This is a genomic window from Limnochorda pilosa (assembly GCF_001544015.1).
GTDB classification, from domain to species: domain Bacteria; phylum Bacillota; class Limnochordia; order Limnochordales; family Limnochordaceae; genus Limnochorda; species Limnochorda pilosa.
The window spans coordinates 1466378-1485341 of sequence record NZ_AP014924.1; the positions used below are offsets into that span (position 1 = coordinate 1466378).

The window sequence follows — 18964 nt, forward strand, 5'->3', positions numbered from 1 at the left end:
ACCTCCCACTTCCCTGCCTCCTTCGGCCAGGAACTCACCCAGCCTCCGGGGAATAGGAACCATCAGCACCGGCCGCCGGGGCGACACCCCCGACCGCGGCCTCGAAGAGTTTGGGGGGCATCCGGTGGACCTCGAGCAGCTCCAGACCTCAACGGGAACGGTGGCCGCCCGGCTCCTCGACGCGCTCTCGGAGGCTGGCGTGGACCGAATCTTCGGCAACCCGGGAACCACCGAGCTGCCCCTCCTGGCGGCCCTGGCTGGCCGCCCGTCGCCCCGGTACGTGATGGCCCTGCACGACGGGGTGGCGGTAGGCATGGCCCACGGCTACGCGCAAGCGGGCCGCCGCCTGGGGGTGGTGAACCTCCACGCGGCCCCGGGCCTGGCCAATGCCATGGGGAACCTCTACAACGCCCATCGTTCGGGGGTGCCTCTGCTCGTAACGGCCGGCCAGGTCCCGTCGCGCCTGGCTCTCCACGATCCGCCCCTGGCCGGGGACCTGGTGTCCATGGCCCGGCCCGTCACCAAGTGGGCTTACGAGCTCCGCCGGGCCGGCGAGCTCGTGCCCGCGCTGCGGCGGGCGATCCACACGGCGCTCACTCCCCCCGCGGGTCCGGTCTTCCTGGGGCTGCCGGTGGACCTCCTGGAGGAGCCCGTGCCGGAAGAGTCCCTGGCGCTTCCCCGGGCGGTGGAACCCGGCAGAGCGGAGCCGTCAGACCTCGCGGAGATCGCCCGGGAGATCCTGGAGGCCGGGGCGCCCCTCATGGTGGTGGGGGAACGGGCGGCCCGGGCGGAGGTGCAGCTCCTGCTGGTGGAGCTGGCCGAGCTCCTGGGGGTGGAGGTGCGTGCCGAGCGGATCCCGCCCCGCCTGGCCTTCCCCACGGACCATCCCCTCTGGGCGGGGCCGTTGCCCGCGGGCGGTCCGGAGCTGGGGCGGGTGCTGGGCGAGGCGGATCTCCTCCTGGTCGTCGGGGCGAGCCGGTTGGTCCCCGTCCTCTGGGCCCCCGAGTGGGATGCGGCCCGCACGGCCCGGCAGGTGCGCTTCGAGGAGAGCCACGGTGCGCTCCTGGAGGGTCTTGCCTCCCGGGAGGCCGTGGTAGGCCCATTCACGGCCACCCTCCGGGCGCTCGTGTGGGCGGTGCGGCAGGCGGTGGCGGCGGACCCGGCGCTGGCCGAGCGCCTGCAGGAGAGGCGGACCGACCGCGAGGCGGCGCTTCAGGCGGAGCGAAGCCGTCGAGACGCGGGAGAGAGTGGACCAAAGGCCGGCGACGCAGGCGGGAGCGTGATCCCCGGGGCGGTCGATGGCCGGTCGGACATCGGCACGGCGCTGACGGCCGAGTCTGTCGCCGCGGCGCTGGAGCACCTGCTGCCCGCCGACTCCGTGGTGGTGGAGGAGGCGCTCACCTCCACCCGGGCCTTGCTGGCCCGCCGCACTTTCCGGGACCCTGAAGCATTCCACGGCATCAAGGGCACCGCCCTCGGATGGGGCCTGCCGGCGGCGGTGGGGGTGAAGCTGGCTCGCCCGGAGCGAACCGTGTTGGCCTTTGTGGGCGACGGCTCGGTGCTCTACTCCTTCCAGGCCCTCTGGACCGCGGCCCGCGAGAGGCTGAAGCTTCCCGTGGTGATCCTCCGCAACGGGGCCTACCGGATCCTGAAGGAGGGCTTCGGGGAAACGCCGGGCCGCGGAGGTGGGGCTGGCGCCCCAGGCGAGGCCGCCCTCGCACCTCAGGCAGACCTGCTCGAGATGCGACTGGGACCTCCGTACCCCGACTATGTGGAGCTGGCCCGCGGCCTGGGCGCGGCGGGCCGCCGGGTGCGGACCCCGTCTCAACTGGACGAGGGCCTTACCTGGGCCCTGGCAGAGGCCGGGCCTGCGGTGCTGGAGGTCTGGATCGATGGGGCCCATCGCGAAGAGACGGACGATACGGAAAGAGGAGAGTGACCGCTCATGATCCGGCGCGATCCCCGCGCGCGTGAGGGCGAACTGCCAGCACATCGCGGGATCCTGGTGGCGGGCGACATGGTGGCTTTTCTCGTCTTCGGCGCGCTGGGCCGGGCGAGCCACGGGGTGGCGGCGTCCCTCTGGGGCACGGTGGAGGCGGCGCTGCCCTTCGCGCTCGCCTGGCTGGTGGTGGGGGCGGGCCTCCACGCCTTCGACCCCGCCCGCCTCGCCCGGCCGGCCGACGCTGTGAAGCGCACCGCGCTCACGTGGCTCGCGGCCTGGCCCGTGGGGCTCCTGCTGCGCGCCCTGCTCCTGCAGCGAGAAGTGCCCTGGAGCTTCGCCCTGGTGGTTCTGGGCACGAACCTGGTCATCCTGGGTCTCTGGCGCGCCGGCTACGCCTGGACCGCCTCCCGAACCGGCAGGGCTGCGTGAGCGGTCGAGCCGGGATGCCCTGCCGCTGGTCCGGCCGGGCCCGCGACGACCTCCCACGACATCGGGCGGCCCCAGCCGCCTGCGGAGGAAAGACTGCGTCTTGAAGCGAAGTCAGTCTGCCGCAGGTCAGGGGCCCGGCCGAGACTCCACGGCGTCCCCACGCGAGGGGAATGAACCGGCCGGTTCGAGGCGGGATGCGGGTGCGGGCACGGGACGTGATGCACCACCCGGCGCTCTGCGTGGAGAGCCGGGCGCCGGTGCTCTATGCCATCGGCATGCTGGACCAGAGCGGCTACGCGCAGCTCCCCGTGCTGGAGGACGGGAAGCTGGTGGGGACCTTCTTCGCCAGCGACGTGCGCCGCCTCTACTGGGAGATCGCGGACCGCTCGGGGGTAGGGGACATCCGGGTCGAGCTGGCCCGGCGCAACGTGGGCCAGGTCTGCAGCCCGCCGCTGCCCGTGGTGGAGCCCGAGCGGAGCATCAGCGGCCTCCTGCGGCTCCTGGAGAAGAGCCACGCCGTCCTGGTGGAGACCCCTGCAGGCTACGGCATCGTCACCTCCATGGACCTGGTCGTCCGCTTCCGGCCCGCCATCATCCTGGACGAGCTGGAGGACGAGTTGCGCGCCTTCCTGGCCGAACGGCTTTCGCAAGCGGGAGACGACTGGTGGGAGCAGCGGGTCCCCGCCGGCATTCGCAACCGGTGCGAGGCGCGCCACCGGGACGCGCTGGACCATCTCCCCGAGGCCCTGGCGGCCGACGAGCGCGCCGCCCCGCTGCTCGAGTATGCAAGCTTCGGCGACTACCTGGTGATCATCCTGGACAACCGCAACTGGGCCGAGTTCTTCCGGCCCGTCTTCCGCTCCCGCGAGTGGGTGATGCGGCGCTTCACCGACCTCCAGGAACTCCGCAACCGGGTGGCCCACAACCGCGACCTGGACCCTGAGCGAGCCGACCTCCTGGACGTCTACGCCGCCGACTTCCTCTCCGCCATCCGGTCCGAGCGGCCGGAGTAAGGTAGTCGCAAGGCCCCTGGTACGCGAGATCCTGCGCGAGATCGACGTCACTCCAGAGGAGTTCAGGCGCCTGCCGGGCCACGCTTAGCCTCCACGGCAGATCCAGGAAGACGCGTCGTACCCATCGGCCACAGGTGGTTGGTCGGCCCATGACCCCCACCGATGCGTGGGGCTGTCTCGATGGCACGGGTGACGAAGGTCTTGGCGCGCCGCAAGGCATCCAGAACAGGCAACCCGTGCGCCAGGTACGCGGTGATGGCCGACGAGAAGGTGCACCCCGTCCCGTGGGTCCGATCGCTGTCGATCCGGGGCGCCCGCAGCTCGTGGAACCGGGTACCGTCGAAGACCACGTCCACCGCCTCGGGGCCCGTCCGGTGGCCACCCTTCACCACCACCCAGGCAGGTCCCAGGCCGTGGAGCCGCCGGACGGCCTCGCGCATCTCATCCAGCGAACCGATCCGAAGGCCCGTGAGCGCCTCGGCCTCGGGGATGTTGGGCGTGATCACGGTTGCCAGGGGGAGAAGCTCCTCTACCAGCGCCGTTCGGGCTTCGGGGGCGAGGAGCGGCTCGCCGCCCTTGGCCATCATCACCGGGTCGATCACCAGCGGGCGGATCCCCAGCTCCCGCACGCCCTGGGCCACCGCCTCCACCACCGCCGCGTTGGCCAGCATCCCGGTCTTGGCCGCGTCGGCTCCAATGTCCGACATGACCGACCGCATCTGCTGAAGCACCAGGCTGGGTTCCAGCGCCTCGGCGGCCTGCACCCCCAGGGTGTTCTGCGCCGTGATGGCCGTGAGGACGCTGGTGCCAAAGCAGCCCAGGACGGTGAAGGTCTTCAGGTCCGCCTGGATGCCGGCACCGCCGCCCGAGTCCGAGCCGGCGATGGTAAGGGCGATAGGAGGCCGGTCCCCGAAGGGGCCGACGAAAGCGGGAACGGAAACGTCCTTGGCCACGAGTGGGTCACCTCGGGTGGGGCTTTCCACCGGCGCGGCGAAGGATCCTGCTGCGGGAGCCGCCCCCGCCAAGTGGATGCCGGCGCCAAGTCCTGCAAGGAGAAGCGCGAGGGCTCAGGCCGAGCCGCTCAGACCCCCGCACGCTCGCCGAACGCGGTGGGATCAGTCCTGCAGGTGGACGTAGCCCGCGGGGGGCAGCGGGTGGAGCTGCCCCTCCCGCTCGAGGGTGACGCCCTCCTCCCGACGGGTCACCTCGCCCAGCACGTGGAGCCGGAGGCCGGCGCCCGCCAGCGCCGCCTGGACCCGGTCCTCGGCGGCGGGATTGTAGGTGAAGAGGAGCTCGTAGTCTTCACCCCCGCTGAGGGCCCACGGGAAGGGGTCCGCGTCCAGCAGACGGCCCATCTCGGAGGCCTCCGGTGCCACAGGGACGTCGCCGCCCCGCACCCGGATGCCCACGCCGGACTCCCGGGCGACGTGGTTCACCTCCGAGGCGAGCCCGTCGCTGATGTCCATCATCGCGTGGACTGCCCCGCATGCGGCCAGCGCCTGCCCCGCCTGCACCCTGGGGGTGGGCTCCAGGTGGGCCCGCACGCAGGCCAAGACGGCCTCCTGTGCGGCCCCGCGCGCCCCTGCCGGAAGCCGCTCCTCCCGCTCGGCCAGGAGCCAGGCGAGCCCCGCGCCCGAGGCGCCCAGGGGTGCGGTCACGGCCACCCGGTCGCCCACCCGGGCCCCGCTGCGGAGCACGGGGGGCCCCTCGCCCGGCACGCCCAGGATGGCCACGTCGATGAAGAAGCGCTCGGGGCTGGTGACCGTGTCGCCACCCACCACCTGGGTGCCGTGGGTGCGGCCCATCTCGAGGAGCCCCGCGTAGAGTTCGTCCAGGAACCCTTCGGGTAGCCCCCGCCGGAGCCCCAGGGTGACGAGGGCGAAGAGCGGCCGCCCGCCCATGCTGCCGACGTCGCTCAGGTTGACGGCCATCGCCTTCCGGCCGACCTGGCGGGGGCTCATGTAGGAGAGGTGGAAGTGGATCCCCTCGACCAGCGCGTCGCTGCTCGCGAGCAGGGTGGCGCCCGGCGCCTCCAGCACGGCCGCGTCGTCGCCGATGCCCTGGAGCACCCCGGGTCCCGGGGGACCCACCTGGCGGCGGATCCGCTCGATGATCTCGAACTCACCCGGCACCGCCCACCCACCTCCTCTCGGCGGCCACGATCTCCTCCAGTTCCGCAGCTGCCGCCCGCACGTCCTCGGCTGCCACGACCGCCGAAACCACCGCGAGGCCGCTAACCCCCGTGGCCAGCACCTCCCTGGCGTTCGACGCCTTGATCCCCCCGATGGCCACCACGGGAATGGAGACGGCCCGCACCATCTCGGCCAGGAGCTCGATCCCGATGGGCTCCCGGTACGCCTTGGTGGGGGTGGCGAAGACCGCCCGGGTGCCCAGGTAGTCGGCGCCGCCCCGCTCGGCCTCCACCGCCTGCTCCACCGTCTCGGCGGTGATGCCGATGAGGAGCTCCGAACCGGCCAGGCGCCGCGCGTCGGCCAGGGGCAGGTCCTCCTGGCCCAGGTGGACCCCGTCCGCCCCGATGGCCAGGGCCACGTCCAGCCGGTCGTCCACGAAGAGGAGGGCGCCCGCCTGCCGGGTGGCCTGCCGCAGATCCAGGCCCACCTCATAGAGTTCCCGGCCGGACAGCTCCTTGCCCCGGAGCTGGATCGCGGTCGCGCCGCCGGCCAGCGCCTCCCGCACCACCTCCACCTCGGACCGGCCGCGGGAGAGGCCGCGGTCGGTCACCACGTAGAGGCGGAGCCGCTCCGGGGCCAGAGGACGGGCGGTGCCCTGCCGGTTGCTGTCGCCCTGCGGGCGAGGATCGGGCATCAGCCTTCCCTCCGGATCCGGGCGCCCCGCCGGACGTCGTCGGGCGTGAGGGCGTGGAGCTGGTCCATCAGGTGGACCTGGAAGGTGCCGGGCCCGCCCCCGGCCGCGGCCGCCCGCTCCGCGGCCAGGCCGTAGTAGGCGAGGGCGGCCGCGGTCGCCTCCAGCCGGTCCGGGTGGACGGCCGCGAAGGCGGCCACCACCGAGGTGGCCATGCAGCCGGTGCCCGTCACCAGGCGGAGCCAGGGGTGGCCGTTCTCCACCGCCAGGGTGCGCTCGCCGTCGGTCACGTAATCGGTGGCGCCGGTGGCCGCCGCCACCAGGCCGTGCGCCCGGGCGAGCTCGCGGGCCATGGCGGCGGTGTCGCCGGCCGAGACGGCGTCCACCCCTCGCACCCGAGCCTCTCCCCCGGCCAGGATAGAGAGCTCGGCCGCGTTGCCCCGGACCACGCTCACGGGCAGCTCGGCCAGGAGGCGGCGGGAGCTCTCGGTACGGAGGCTGGTCGCCCCGGCCCCCACCGGGTCCAGCACGATGGGCACGCCCGCCTCGGCCGCGGCCCGCCCCGCCTTCAGCATGGCCTCCACCTGCTCCGGGGAGAGGGTGCCGATGTTGAGCACCAGGGCCCGGGCCACCCGGGCCATCTCGGCCACCTCTTCGGGGGCGTGGGCCATGACGGGCGAGGCGCCCACGGCCAGGGTGGCGTTGGCGGTCACGTTGGTGACCACCAGGTTGGTGATGTGGTGGATCAGCGGAACCTCCCGGCGCAGCCGCTCGAGGATGGCGGCGGCCGTTTCGTGGAGGGTGAGATCGTAGGTCGAAGACACGGAAGTCGTCCCTCCTGGGTGGAGGGGCGCCGCCCCGGAGGCGCGACAACCGGCGCGGCAGGGGAGGGAAGAACCGATGGAAGCCGTCCCTGCGCTGGTATGACCCAGATCAGGTTCCAAGGGTTGGGTGGTTCCCTCTCAGCCCCGAAGGGCACCCCTCGGCTTTGCGACCCGATTGGGGTCGGCCTGGGTTCATGGTAGACGTTGGTCCGGGGATGTGTCAAGGTCATAACCGAGCCGAGTCCTACCACCGCCGAAGGTGAACGGCTCCGCCCTCGCTACCCGCAGCATACCCCCGATTGCGGCAAGGATCAGACTTGCGGAACTTCATCCCTCAAGCCGACCCGCGCCCATGACGAAACCATAGGTACTGGGGTATCTGGATTCGGGGTCGGGCTCATGGATCTGGGGCCATGGGTCATCGATTGCACCGGGGTCATGCGACCTACCTAATGGGGAAGGAGAGGGTCGTTTGCTCGGCCGGGATCCAGCTGCACTACCGTTGGTTTGTGGGCATGGATCTGCTGCTACGAGGGTCCGGCGCTGCGTGCGTTCCTGTGCCCGGCGTCTCCTCGCTAGGGCCACTGCATTCTTTGTGATCCTCCATGTGCTCGCCACCGCCGCGGGGGCGAGTCCGGACTTTCCAGGAGAGGCGCTCGTCCGTGAGGGTGTCGTAGAGCGCGTTACGTATCGCGATCGGTGGATCGAGATCGCCGGACGCGGCCTCTTCTTCTATCAGGTCATCTGGGGGCCGGGACGGAACCAGCTTACCCTCTCCCTCCCGCGCACACGCCCCGCGGAGGAGCCCCTGGTGCCCACGGGCGAGAGCCGCTACGTGGAAGAGGCTGCGGTGACCGTGGCTGCGGCAGAGGGCTCGCCGTGGGTTACCACGCAGGTCCACCTTCTCTTGACCGCAGGAGCGCGCCAGCATGGATTCGTGGCTCCGGACGGGCGGAGGATCCAGATCGCGCTGACGCCGGAGCCCGCCGTGAAGCCGGACGAGGGATCGCCCCCGGTGGGCGGCTTCCAGGCCGTCTCCCTCCGCTACGCGGACGCCAGGGACCTCGCCTCCACCCTCCGCCGGCTCGTGCCCTACGGCGACACCGTCATCCAGGTGGACGAGCGGCTGAACCGGCTCATCCTAGACAGCTCCCTGGAGCGATTCGAGGATCTCCGTCGGCTGGTGGAGGAGCTGGACCGGCCAGGCGACCAGATCCTCATCGACGCACAGATCGTCGAGATTCATGCGGACGCAGCCTCGCACCTGGGGATCAGTCTGAGTGCCTCGATCTCGACTCGGTTCCGCGAGGAGAGCCAGTACTACGGAACGGTTCCCCTGCCGCTCCAGCCCTTCGTCCGCACACCGGTGGAGATCATGGCCACCCTGGATCTCCTCAAGGGCGAGGGCAAGGCCCAGGTCCTGGCCAACCCCCGGGTGGCCACGGTGGACGGCGTCCCCGCCGTGGTACGGACCGAGGAGCGCTTTCCCGTCTTCGTCACCCAGGTCAGCGGCGATCAGTCTTTCCGGGTGAAGCAGGACATCGTGGCCGGCATCACACTCTCGATCACCCCGCGTCACAACGGAGACGGCGAGATCACCACCCAGATCAAGACCGACGTGACCTCCATCACCGGAACGACCTCCGAAGGCTACCCGACCACCAGCAGCCGGGAGGCGGAGACCACCATCCGCGTCCGCTCGGGGGAGACCATCGTCATCGGAGGACTCCTGGAGCGCCGCGAGATCGAGCACCGGGACAAGATCCCCCTCCTGGGCGACATCCCCTATTTCGGGGCCCTTTTCACCAATTTCCGGAGCGAGATGAAGGAGACGGAGCTTTTCATCATCGTGACGCCGTACCTGATCGGGGAGGTGTGAAAGATGGGTGAGAACATCCCTCTACGTCAGTGCAAAGGGTTTCGAGGACGACAGCGAGTCTCGCGGAGAAGTCATGATCGCAGCTTGTACCGACTGCTTCAGCAAACGGGGCTCGGATACGCCGTCTTCCTCTGTGTTCTCCCGGGAATGGTGTACGCCGCCACCATTACTGGAACTGTCACGGACATGCTGGGGGAGCCTATTTCCGATGTGCCGGTAGGGGTCGTGGCACATGAAGCGGGGCACCCCCCTGATGCTGGCGATTTCCTCACCTTACCGTCGATCTCAGGCTCGGACGGACGCTTCCGCCTACCCGGCCTACCTCCGGGAGAGTACGACGTGGTCGTCCTCGGTAAGCATGCTCCGCGGGCATTCGGGCATTCGCTCCCCTTCCTCCAAGCAAGACTGCGTGGCGTTCAGCTCTCTTCCATGGCAGATGAGGTGGACGTATCCGTCGCTCTCGTACGGAACATGGTTGCCCTCAGCCCGGAACCCTACACCAGGTGGACTGCGTCATCCTCGGTTCGTTTTCGATGGGCGCCCGTTCCCGGCGCAGACCGATACCGCATTGAGGTAAGAACCGCCCTGCACGAACCTGTCCTCATCGAGGAAACCTCGAAGCCCGAGAGCTCCTTTATTGACATCAGTGAACAGACCGGCAGGATCTTGGTATGGCACGTTGCGGCTTTCCAGGATCAGACTCTCGTTGCGTTGTCTCCTTATCCGTGGGAGCGAAGGTGGTCCGTGTACGTTCCCGGCACGGAGGTGATCACCGCGCAGGAGATGCTTCTGACCAGCGGTGCAAGAAATGGGGAGCTCACCAAGCCCAGGTCGGTGTTCGACGTAACGGAGGATCGGGTGCTGGCCTGGGAAACGTGGCCAGATCGATCCGAGGAACACCTCATCCTCGCACGGTTCTTCGACCCGTTCGGGCGTCTCTATCATGAACTTCCATACCCGTTGTCACCCAGCATCAGCAGAACCTGGCAGGGGATCGATGTTTCGAATCACCGCGCAGCGGAGCTTCCTGGTGAATGGATCGTCGAGATTCTCGTGGATGGGCTGAGAGCTGCCAGGTTCAACTTCACTCTAAATGAGTAGCACTGCGTCCCAAGCCTGGAGCGGAGCATGCCAGGGAGGGTGAATGTACCGTGAGACGCCTATCACATCTCTTGCTGTTGATTGTAGTCCTGCTCGTCGTGGCGCGATCGGTGGCGCCGGCCAGAGCTCAGACCGTTCATCCCCTCTGCCTTAACCAATGCTTCGACAACGGTGGAGGTAGCGGCGGCGACGATGGTGGCGGCGGTGGAGATGATGGTGGCGGCGGTGGAGATGATGGTGGCGGCGGTGGAGATGATGGTGGCGGCGGTGGAGATGATGGCGGCGGTGGCGACAACGGCGATGGCGACGGTGATGGCGATGACGGTGATGGCGGGGACCCACCGCCGGATGCGGATGGGGACGGTACCCCCGACGCCGAGGACCCCGACGACGACAACGACGGGTTCACGGACCCGACGGAGGGGCGTGCCGGAACCGGCACCAAGGATGACGGCAGCGTACCTCAAGAGCCTGGTAACGAGGCCGGAGAGCTCGTGGAAGAGTCGGGTGAGCAAGGAAACCACGACCTGTCAGGCGATCCGGTCAACCCCCTGACGGGGGAGTACATCCTGACCCAAACGGACCTCACCGTTCCGGGGGCCGGTCTCCCCTTCTCGTTCGCGCGGACGTACGCGTCCAATTCACCGGTCGATGGGCCTCTCGGCGCGAAGTGGACCCACACGTACCATCGAACGCTGACGATGAACTGGAACTACTCCATGGACGTCCGGGACGGCCAGGGACGCCGCCTGCACTACCGATTCGTGCCGGACCCCGAGGTGCCGGTGAGCTCCTTCGACGGCGACCCGTTGATCGAGATCAGGCTGGACCGCGGGTACTTCGAGTCGTCGGTCCTCAACTCCAACACCCTCGCCCGCAACCCCGACGGGACGTACACGGAGCGGACGAAGGACGGCATCGCGTACCGGTACGCCGGTTACTGGGCCCGCTGGCGGGGAAGCAACCAGTCGCCGACGGCGGGCAGGCTGATGGACATCACCGATTCCAACGGCAATCGCCTGGCCTTTCACTACGACGGCCAGGGGCGGCTCACGGAGATCGTCGATACAGCGGGCCGGAAGTACCACCTCACCTACGAGGGGTCTCTCCTGGTGGAGCTCAGGGACCCGGCCGGCAGGCGGCTGCAGTACGATTACGATGAAAGAGGGCGCCTGAAGGAGGTGATCAACCCGATCGGGAGCCGCTGGCGTTTCCAGTACGATGAGGAGGGTCGCCTCACCCGCTACACGGGCCCGCGCGGCTTCAGCATGAGCTACCGGTACGACGCCGAGGGCCGGGTGGTCGAGGTCGTCGCGCCGGATGGCTCTCTCTACAACCGCTTCACCTACCAGCGCGGCAGCGGCTACCGCACCGAGTACACCGACCCGAGAGGCGGAACGACGGTCTATGTCTTCGATGCCGAGGGCCACCTGACCTCGAAGCGGGACCCCCTGGGCAAGGTAACCCAGTACGAGTACGACGAAGGCTTCAACCGCATTCGAACGGTCGATCCCACCGGGGCGGTGACGCGGGCAAGGTACGACGGGAAGAAGAACGTGGTGGAGCTCACCGGCCGGTCGGGCGAGGTGTACCGGTTTCAGTACGAGCCCGGCTTCAACAGGCTCACCGAGATCGTCGACCCCCTTGGAAACCGCACCCGCATGACCTACGACGGGCGGGGCAATCTGGTCGGCCTCTCCGATCCGCTGAACCGGACCACGACGTACTCCTACGACACCCGCGGCCTCCTTCGCGGCGTCACGAATTCCAAGGGACAGACGACGGAGTTTGCCTACGACGCGCACGGGAACGTCACGTCCATCACGGATCCCTCGGGCGCGGTCACTCGCTTCACCTACGACGGTCTGGGCCACCTCCTCACCATGACCGATCCTCTCGGGAAGACCACCCGCCTCGAGTACGACGGCCTGGGGCGCGTGCTCCGGGTACAGGAGCCGACAGGGGCCGAGCACCGCTACACGTACGATGCCGATGGGCACGTCCTCTCGTACGTGGACCCCTCCGGGGCGGTCTACACCTGGTCCTACGATCCCTTCGGGCGGGTCGTGCAATACACGGATCCCCTTGGACAGGTTCAACGCTTCCAGTACGACGCCGGGGGCAAGCTCCTGGCGGCGACCGACCCTCTGAATCGGACCTTCCGCTACGCGTACGACGCGGCCGGCCGGCTGACCCGGGCGACCAACCCGGCCGGGGAGAAGACCCGCTACGCGTACGACGAGCTCGGCAGGCTCAGGGAGCTCACCGATGCGCTGGGAAGGAGCACGGAGCTGGCCTACGACCCGTCGGGCCGGCCGGTCCGCGTCGAGGACCCCTCCGGCGGGGTGATGGAGTACGAGTACGATCCTCTTGGCCGGCTGATCCGTCGCGTGGACCCAGGCGGCAACCTCTTCCGCTGGACCTACGACGCGGCGGGGCAGCTCGTGGAGGAGGAGTCGCCTCAGGGGCGGATCCGCTACACCTACGACCCTCTCGGCAACGTCGCCACCCGGACCGATCTGGCCGGGCGCACCACCCGCTTCGCCTACGATGCCCGAGGGTTGCTCACCGAGATCGTCTACCCGGACGAGACGGTGCGCTTCGCCTACGACGCGGCCGGCCGCATGACTCTAGCCTCGAACCCGGCCCTCAGCGAGCGGTATGCCTACGACGCGATGGGGCGGCTCATCGAGGTGCAGAACCTCACCCTCAACAAGACCCTCAGGACCACCTACGACGCGAGGGGGCTCCGCACCAGCCTCACCGACCCGGAGGGACGGGTCTTCAGGTACGCGTACAACCCCCTGGGGCGGCTCGAGCAGTTCACGGGTTCCGAAGGGCAGCGGTTCGAGTTCTCCTACGACGCCCTGGCGAGGTTGGAGCGGGTGCGGCATCCGAACCAGGTGGAGACGCGGTACGGCTACGACGTCGCGGGCAGGCTCGCGAGCCTCGTGACCGGGAGCCCCTTCGAGGAGATCCTCCGCTACACGTACCGCTACGACGCGGTGGGCAACCCCCTGGAGCGGGGGGAGGGAGGCGGGGCCGTCTCCCGCTACGCCTACGACCTCTTGGACCGCCTGGTGCGGGTGGAGTACCCCCTGGAGGCGATCGAGGCGATCCGGGCCTGGCAGGACGGGACGTTCCCTCCGGGGAAGGGCCTGTCGCAAGGCGCGACCTCATACCCGCTCGCTCCGACCCTCCCGGTTCCACCTACCCGCGTGCCCTCCCTGCCGGAAGGTGAGGTGGTGGAGGCCATCCCGCAGGCGCCTGGGACCTCGGAGGGCAGGCAGCCTCCCAGCGAACCTCCGGGCCAGGGAGGGAAGCCCGGGGGCGGCAGGCCGGACGACCCGGGAGGCGCCGTCTCCTGGCCGGATCCCTTCGCACGGGCGAGCTACACCTACGACCGGGTGGGCAACCGGCTCACGCTGCAGACCGATGCGGGGATCCTCCCCTACACCTACGGCACCCTCAACCGCCTGCTCCGTGCGGGTGTGGTCACCTACCGGTACGACGCCAACGGCAACGTGGTCGAGCGGGCGGACCAGGAGAAAACGATCCGCTACACCTACGACTCGAGGAATCAGCTGACCCGGGTCGACTTCCCCGACGGCACCTGGGTGCGCTATGCCTACGACGCCTTCGGGAGGCGGGTCTACCGGGAGGAGAGCTACTGGCAGAACGCACAGAAGCAGAAGACCGAGATCACCCACTACCTCTACGACGGCCTCGAGGTGCTGATGGAGTACGCGGGGACCCCGGGGAGGGTCTTCCGCCCCTGGCGGAGTACTACCGCGCGAACGGGCAGCTCCTCGCCAGGAAGATGTTCGGCTTCCACGGGCGGAAGGCGCCAGGGAACGAGGAGTTCCTCAGGACCGGCGGGGGGCTGCTCAACTACCACACGGACGCCTTGGGGAGCGTGCAGGCGCTCACGGACCGTAAGGGCGAGGTGGTGGTGCAATACTCCTACGAGGTCTTCGGCGAGGTCTGGGCGGGGGTGATGGGCCCGTACAACCGCTACGCCTTCACGGGGAAGGAGTATGACCCGAAGACGGGACTCTACTACTTCGGAGCGCGCTGGTACGACCCGGAGGTGGGGCGGTGGACCAGCCAGGACCCGGTGAGGGATGGGCTGAACTGGTATCTCTACGTCCGCAACAACCCTCTTCGCTACGTCGATCTGTGGGGTCTCGTCACCTTGGACCTGTTGCGTTATGGATCCATGGGGGAAGAGGTGAAGAATCTACAATCTGATCTGTCCCGGCTCGGCTACACGGCTGACGTAGGGCCTATCGATGGTATCTTTGGGCCACGAACAGAAGCAGCGGTTCGGAGATTTCAGGCTGTGAACGATCTGAGCGTGGACGGTATCGTGGGTCCGGAGACTCGAGCCGCCATTGATCAACAAATCGCCAATGCCCCAGCATTCGCAGCTTCGGGTCCGACAGCTCATTTCGGTGCTAACGCCAGGATCTCCTTGGTAAACGTTGAAGCTGATGTGACGCGAACTTCAGCGAGTGGCAATGTATCCATCATTCATGCTCGCGGTTTCGGATTCAGACTGGACATCCTATCTCTCGAGGGCGGCGGCGGACTCTTCGGGGAAGCCTCTGGTTCTGTCGACTCTACCAGGTCCCTGACTACAGGGATCTTTGGCGGCCTCGGACTTGGCGGCTACGCTTCTGTTGTAAAGATCGAAGCTCCCTTGGGTGGTGTAAAGGTAGCTGTGTGCGTGGTATGTGGAGGTGGCAGCGCTGGACTCGGCGCTGGTGATAGGTGGGGCTTTGCGTGGGGCCTTCTGGGATTGCAGGTCTCAAGTGGGCCGTGAGTGCGCATCGTTCCCGGGTCTAGATCGTATCACGGTGAAGTGCAGAAAGGTGTCAGTGTACTGTGGGCGCGAACGCTGCCTCGGTGGAATCTCGGTCCGGCCTCTGGCCCCTAGATACGGGCCAAGGCAGCCGATCGCGTGGCGCCACTTGGAAACTAGCGCCTTGTCTTTCCGTGGGGAACGAGATATATAAGGAGCGTCGGGGTTGAATGAAGAGACCCTCTGAAGTCGCCGTTGGCGTAATTGCCATTTGCGTAGCTTCGCTGGCTCTTATTGTACGCATTATGCTGGACCCCTACCACTCAACGACAGACGGATTGCGGGGAGTCATATGGGACGCAGTGATTAAGGGTCTAGTCGTTGTGGGCGCGGTCATAGCAGCACGTTACAACTATCACAAATTGAGAGAGCGTATCGTGCGCAGACGAGGAAAGCAATGATGCCCCTGAGTCGCCCCCGGTTTTATGGCAAACATCGGAGTAATGTGCCAGATGATTGCCGCGGGTCACGCGATTACGGCTTTGGGGGCTGGGGATGAGTGGGCAAGTGAAAAGAGAAGAGACCTCTGTAGAAGACGTTTCGAAAAACCCAAGGGAGGTCTCTTCTCTTGGTCTCCATGTTCCCATGGGTCACCCACGTTTGTCAAGGTTTGCATCGGGCGCAGCAGAAGACCCTCGCCGCTCTCCTGGAGGCTTTCCTTGCCAGCAGGAGCTCCGTCCTGAAGAGCGCGCCACGTCCGTCTCTTTTCACGCGGCGGCCAAGGGGATCGACCGCTTCCTCGCCAATGCTCGGCTGCATCCTTCCGTCGTTCGTGGAACTCACCGATGCGCTGGGAAGGAGCACGGAGCTGGCCTACGACCCGTCGGGCCGGCCGGTTCGCGTCGAGGACCCCTCCGGCGGGGTGATGGAGTACGAGTACGATCCTCTTGGCCGGCTGATCCGTCGCGTCGACCCAGGCGGCAACCTCTTCCGCTGGACCTACGACGCCGCGGGGCAGCTCGTGGAGGAGGAGTCGCCTCAGGGGCGGATCCGCTACACCTACGACCCTCTCGGCAACGTCGCCACCCGGACCGATCTGGCCGGGCGCACCACCCGCTTCGCCTACGATGCCCGCGGGCTGCTCGCCGAGATCGTCTACCCCGACGAGACGGTGCGCTTCGCCTACGACGCGGCCGGCCGCATGACTCTTGCCTCGAACGCGGCCCTGAGCGAGCGGTACGCCTACGACGCGATGGGGCGGGTCATCGAGGTGGAGAACCTCACCCTCAACAAGACCCTCAGGTATACCTACGACGCGAGGGGGCTTCGCACCAGCCTCACCGACCCGGAGGGACGGGTCTTCAGGTACGCGTACAACCCCCTGGGGCGGCTCGAGCAGTTCACGGGTCCCGAAGGGCAGCGGACCGAGTTCTCCTACGACGCCCTGGCGAGGCTGGAGCGGGTGCGGCATCCGAACCAGGTGGAGACGCGGTACGGCTACGACGTCGCGGGAAGACTCGCGAGCCTCGTGACCGGGAGCCCTTTCGAGGAGATCCTCCGCTACACGTGCCGCTACGACGCGGTGGGCAACCCCCTCGAGCGGGGGGAGGGGGGCGGGGCGGTCTCCCGCTACGCCTACGACCTGCTGGACCGCCTGGTGCGGGTGGAGTACCCCCTGGAGGCGATCGAGGCGATCCGGGCCTGGCAGGACGGGACGTTCCCTCCGGGGAAGGGCCTGTCGCAAGGCGCGACCTCATACCCGCTCGCTTCGACCCTCCCATCTCCACCTGCCCCCGTGCCCTCCCTGCCAGAAGGTGAGGTGGTGGAGGTCATCCCGCCGGCGCCTGGGACCCCGGAGGGCAGTCTCCCAGCGAACCTCCGGGCGGGGGAGGGAAGCCCGGGGGCGGCAGGCCGGACGACCCGGGAAGCGGCGTCTCCTGGCCGGATCCCCTCGCACGGGCAAGCTACACCTACGATCGGGTGGGCAACCGGCTCACGCTGCAGACCGATGCGGGGATCCTCCCCTACACCTACGGCACCCTCAACCGCCTGCTCCGTGCGGGCGTGGTCACCTACCGGTACGACGCCAACGGCAACGTGGTCGAGCGGGCGGACCAGGAGAAAACGGTCCGCTACACCTACGACTCGAGAAATCAGCTGACCCGGGTCGAGTTCCCCGACGGCACCTGGGTGCGCTACGCCTACGACGCCTTCGGGAGGCGGGTCTACCGGGAGGAGAGCTACTGGCAGAACACACAGAAGCAGAAGACCGAGATCACCCACTACCTCTACGACGGGCTCGAGGTGCTGATGGAGTACGCGGGGACCCCGGGGAGGGTCTTCCGCCCCTGGCGGAGTACTACCGCGCGAACGGGCAGCTGCTCGCCAGGAAGATGTTCGGCTTCCACGGGCGGAAGGCGCCGGGGAACGAGGAGTTCCTCAGGACCCGGGGAGGACTGCTCTTCTACCACACGGATGCTCTGGGGAGCGTGCAGGCGCTCACGGACCGCAAGGGCGAGGTGGTGGTGCAGTACTACTACGAGGTCTTCGGGCAGGTCTGGGCGGGTCTGATGGGCCCGTACAACCGCTACGCCTTCACGGGGAAGGAGTACGACCCGAAGACGGGGCTCTACTACTTCGGGGCGCGCTGGTACGACCCGGAGGTGGGGCGGTGGACCAGCCAGGATCCGGTACGGGATGGGTTGAACTGGTACGCGTATGTCGGTAATAGGCCAACTGCCTTCGTCGATCCGTTCGGGCTTTTCAAGGTTGATCCCTCGGGGCAGTGGGGTACCGTCGAACCTGGAGACACGCTTTCAGGCATTGCACAGGAGATTTACGGCGACTCGTCCCTTTATACCGAAATCGTCCGGATACAACCGTTCGCGATCCCGGATCCTGATCGTATCTACCCAGGCCAGAACATAATACTACCGCGGACCCAGAGCTACCCTCAGGGGTACGACCTCAGAAATGACTCGGTCAGAGAGGATTGGGTAACAGAAAGTCTCCTCTTTGGAGGCTTAGCAGTTAGGTCTCGTGCTTTGACCTGGGCAACTCGTGCTTGGACCTGGGTAAGGAGTTCTATTGCGGCAGAGGGTGCTGCTGGCGTCGCTCGCGTCGGTCACGCGGGCGAAGCGGCGGTGAGATCAGTCGCCAATATCGGTCCGAAAGAGGCCATCAGGGTTGCCGGGCGTACGCGGATTCCCGATGGTCTCAATTGGGAGACCAGGGTTCTCAGCGAGGTGGAAAACGTGCAGTCGTTGAGCTATACCCAGCAACTTCGTGACTTCGCGACCTATGCGCAGAACAACGGGCTGCGGTTCGACCTGTGGGTGAGACCGACAACGCGGTTGTCGGGACCGCTCGCCCGGGATATTGCGAATGGCGTTATCAGCCTGAGGTACATCCCATGAAGAAGAGGATTACGGCTGCCGAACTAATGTCGAAGTTGAACGCTGACCCGAAGTTCGTCGTCCAGCGCGCCAAAAGGGAAGAAGAGCATCAGAAACGTGTCGCGGAATTCCGGCGCGCCGAAGCTCCGCTAGTGGAGGAACTGCGAGCGGCGGGATTCGCGGTGGAGTCAGTGGGATCTCTGCTGAACACCGCGACTCCGTATCCGAAGGCACTTCCGATCTTGCTAGAGCATCTTCAACGTCCGTATCCCGGAGATGTGCGAGAGGTGATTGCCCGTGCGTTGGCGGTGCCAGAGGCAAAATTCGGCTGGGATGTGCTGACACGGCTCTTCCGGGACGAACGAGACGACGAGCGAGCGAAGGACGGCTTGGCCGTTGCCATCGCTGCGATAGCGGACGATCAAACCATTGGCGAGGTGATTGCGCTCGCACGCGACCCGCAACACGGGTCCAGTCGGTTGCTACTTTTGAGTGCGCTTGAACGTTCCCGCGACCCGCGAGCGCTGGCAGCATTGATGGAACTAGAAACGGACCCGGACCTGGTGAAGGAAATCCGGGTCATTCTTCGCCGGTTGAAGCGGAAACGTTGACGCGGAGGTCATGGCGGAACCCGGGCTTCGGGCTGGACACGCGGGCAAAACCCCAAGGATAGCATACGCGAACGAGGGCGGCGCGTCAAGCCGCTCCCGCTGCAGACCGATGCGGGGATCCTCCCCTACACCTACGGCACCCT

At 67.6% G+C, this 18964-nt stretch carries 15 protein-coding genes and 1 riboswitch; of the genes, 10 read left to right on the forward strand and 5 right to left on the reverse strand.

All coding sequences use genetic code 11. From position 1 onward, the window contains the following. The first annotated feature begins 124 nt into the window (after positions 1 to 124). The 3 genes from LIP_RS06400 (at position 125) to LIP_RS06410 (ending at position 3384) form a co-directional block, all read left to right on the forward strand. Positions 125 to 1939 (forward strand): thiamine pyrophosphate-binding protein, encoded by a 1815-nt coding sequence (locus tag LIP_RS06400; RefSeq protein ID WP_068135803.1) that lies wholly within the window; start codon positions 125 to 127, stop codon positions 1937 to 1939. Between the two features lie 6 nt (positions 1940 to 1945). Further along, positions 1946 to 2371 carry a DUF3054 domain-containing protein gene (locus LIP_RS06405; protein ID WP_068135806.1) on the forward strand — a complete coding sequence of 142 codons (426 nt, stop codon included), beginning with the start codon at positions 1946 to 1948 and terminating at the stop codon, positions 2369 to 2371. 200 nt (positions 2372 to 2571) lie between these two features. Further along, positions 2572 to 3384 carry a CBS domain-containing protein gene (locus LIP_RS06410; RefSeq protein WP_158509572.1) on the forward strand — a complete coding sequence of 271 codons (813 nt, stop codon included), beginning with the start codon at positions 2572 to 2574 and terminating at the stop codon, positions 3382 to 3384. A gap of 62 nt (positions 3385 to 3446) precedes the next feature. Here the strand turns inward: LIP_RS06410 and thiD are convergent, their stop codons facing one another. The 4 genes from thiD to thiM all read right to left on the reverse strand — a co-directional run bounded on the left by thiD (position 3447) and on the right by thiM (position 7031). Then, on the reverse strand, positions 3447 to 4337 hold the full coding sequence (gene thiD / locus LIP_RS06415; RefSeq protein WP_144440370.1) for a bifunctional hydroxymethylpyrimidine kinase/phosphomethylpyrimidine kinase: 891 nt from the start codon (positions 4335 to 4337) through the stop codon (positions 3447 to 3449). A gap of 162 nt (positions 4338 to 4499) precedes the next feature. Further along, positions 4500 to 5516 (reverse strand): thiamine-phosphate kinase, encoded by a 1017-nt coding sequence (gene thiL, locus LIP_RS06420; RefSeq protein ID WP_068135815.1) that lies wholly within the window; start codon positions 5514 to 5516, stop codon positions 4500 to 4502. Further along, on the reverse strand, positions 5506 to 6210 hold the full coding sequence (gene thiE, locus LIP_RS06425) for a thiamine phosphate synthase (protein ID WP_082725952.1): 705 nt from the start codon (positions 6208 to 6210) through the stop codon (positions 5506 to 5508). Before thiE ends, thiL begins: the two co-directional genes overlap by 11 nt. Continuing rightward, positions 6210 to 7031: a hydroxyethylthiazole kinase gene (gene thiM, locus LIP_RS06430; protein ID WP_068135818.1), complete on the reverse strand. Its 822-nt coding sequence runs from the start codon at positions 7029 to 7031 to the stop codon at positions 6210 to 6212. Before thiM ends, thiE begins: the two co-directional genes overlap by 1 nt. 69 nt (positions 7032 to 7100) lie before the next feature. Continuing rightward, positions 7101 to 7200, reverse strand: a riboswitch (TPP riboswitch). 642 nt (positions 7201 to 7842) lie between these two features. On the opposite strand from thiM, the gene LIP_RS06435 reads away from it, so the two are divergent. Together LIP_RS06435 and LIP_RS17675 are read left to right on the forward strand one after the other, a co-directional pair. Continuing rightward, complete coding sequence (locus LIP_RS06435; RefSeq protein WP_144440372.1) at positions 7843 to 8910, forward strand: type II secretion system protein GspD; 1068 nt, start codon at positions 7843 to 7845, stop codon at positions 8908 to 8910. Positions 8911 to 8913: 3 nt separating this feature from the next. Continuing rightward, positions 8914 to 10011: a carboxypeptidase-like regulatory domain-containing protein gene (locus LIP_RS17675; RefSeq protein ID WP_082725954.1), complete on the forward strand. Its 1098-nt coding sequence runs from the start codon at positions 8914 to 8916 to the stop codon at positions 10009 to 10011. Between the two features lie 62 nt (positions 10012 to 10073). Here LIP_RS17675 and LIP_RS18875 read toward each other — a convergent pair whose 3' ends face one another. Further along, the gene (locus tag LIP_RS18875) at positions 10074 to 10526 is read right to left on the reverse strand and encodes a hypothetical protein (protein ID WP_158509573.1); all 453 of its coding nucleotides are present in this window, start codon (positions 10524 to 10526) and stop codon (positions 10074 to 10076) included. On the opposite strand from LIP_RS18875, the gene LIP_RS06450 reads away from it, so the two are divergent. The 5 genes from LIP_RS06450 to LIP_RS18460 all read left to right on the forward strand — a co-directional run bounded on the left by LIP_RS06450 (position 10506) and on the right by LIP_RS18460 (position 18821). Next, the gene (locus LIP_RS06450) at positions 10506 to 14009 is read left to right on the forward strand and encodes a DUF6531 domain-containing protein (protein ID WP_068135829.1); all 3504 of its coding nucleotides are present in this window, start codon (positions 10506 to 10508) and stop codon (positions 14007 to 14009) included. The two genes, LIP_RS18875 and LIP_RS06450, sit on opposite strands and share 21 nt — an antisense overlap. Then, positions 13928 to 14836 (forward strand): RHS repeat-associated core domain-containing protein, encoded by a 909-nt coding sequence (locus tag LIP_RS17685; RefSeq protein WP_158509574.1) that lies wholly within the window; start codon positions 13928 to 13930, stop codon positions 14834 to 14836. The genes LIP_RS06450 and LIP_RS17685 overlap by 82 nt, the downstream gene beginning before the upstream one ends. A gap of 811 nt (positions 14837 to 15647) precedes the next feature. Further along, positions 15648 to 16976: a hypothetical protein gene (locus LIP_RS06455; protein WP_158509575.1), complete on the forward strand. Its 1329-nt coding sequence runs from the start codon at positions 15648 to 15650 to the stop codon at positions 16974 to 16976. A gap of 232 nt (positions 16977 to 17208) precedes the next feature. Further along, a complete protein-coding gene (locus LIP_RS06460; protein WP_068135835.1) occupies positions 17209 to 18231 on the forward strand; it encodes an RHS repeat-associated core domain-containing protein in 1023 nt (340 codons plus the stop codon). Next, positions 18228 to 18821, forward strand: a complete 594-nt coding sequence (locus tag LIP_RS18460; protein ID WP_144440373.1) for a hypothetical protein — start codon at positions 18228 to 18230, stop codon at positions 18819 to 18821. Before LIP_RS06460 ends, LIP_RS18460 begins: the two co-directional genes overlap by 4 nt. Positions 18822 to 18964: the final 143 nt, after the last annotated feature.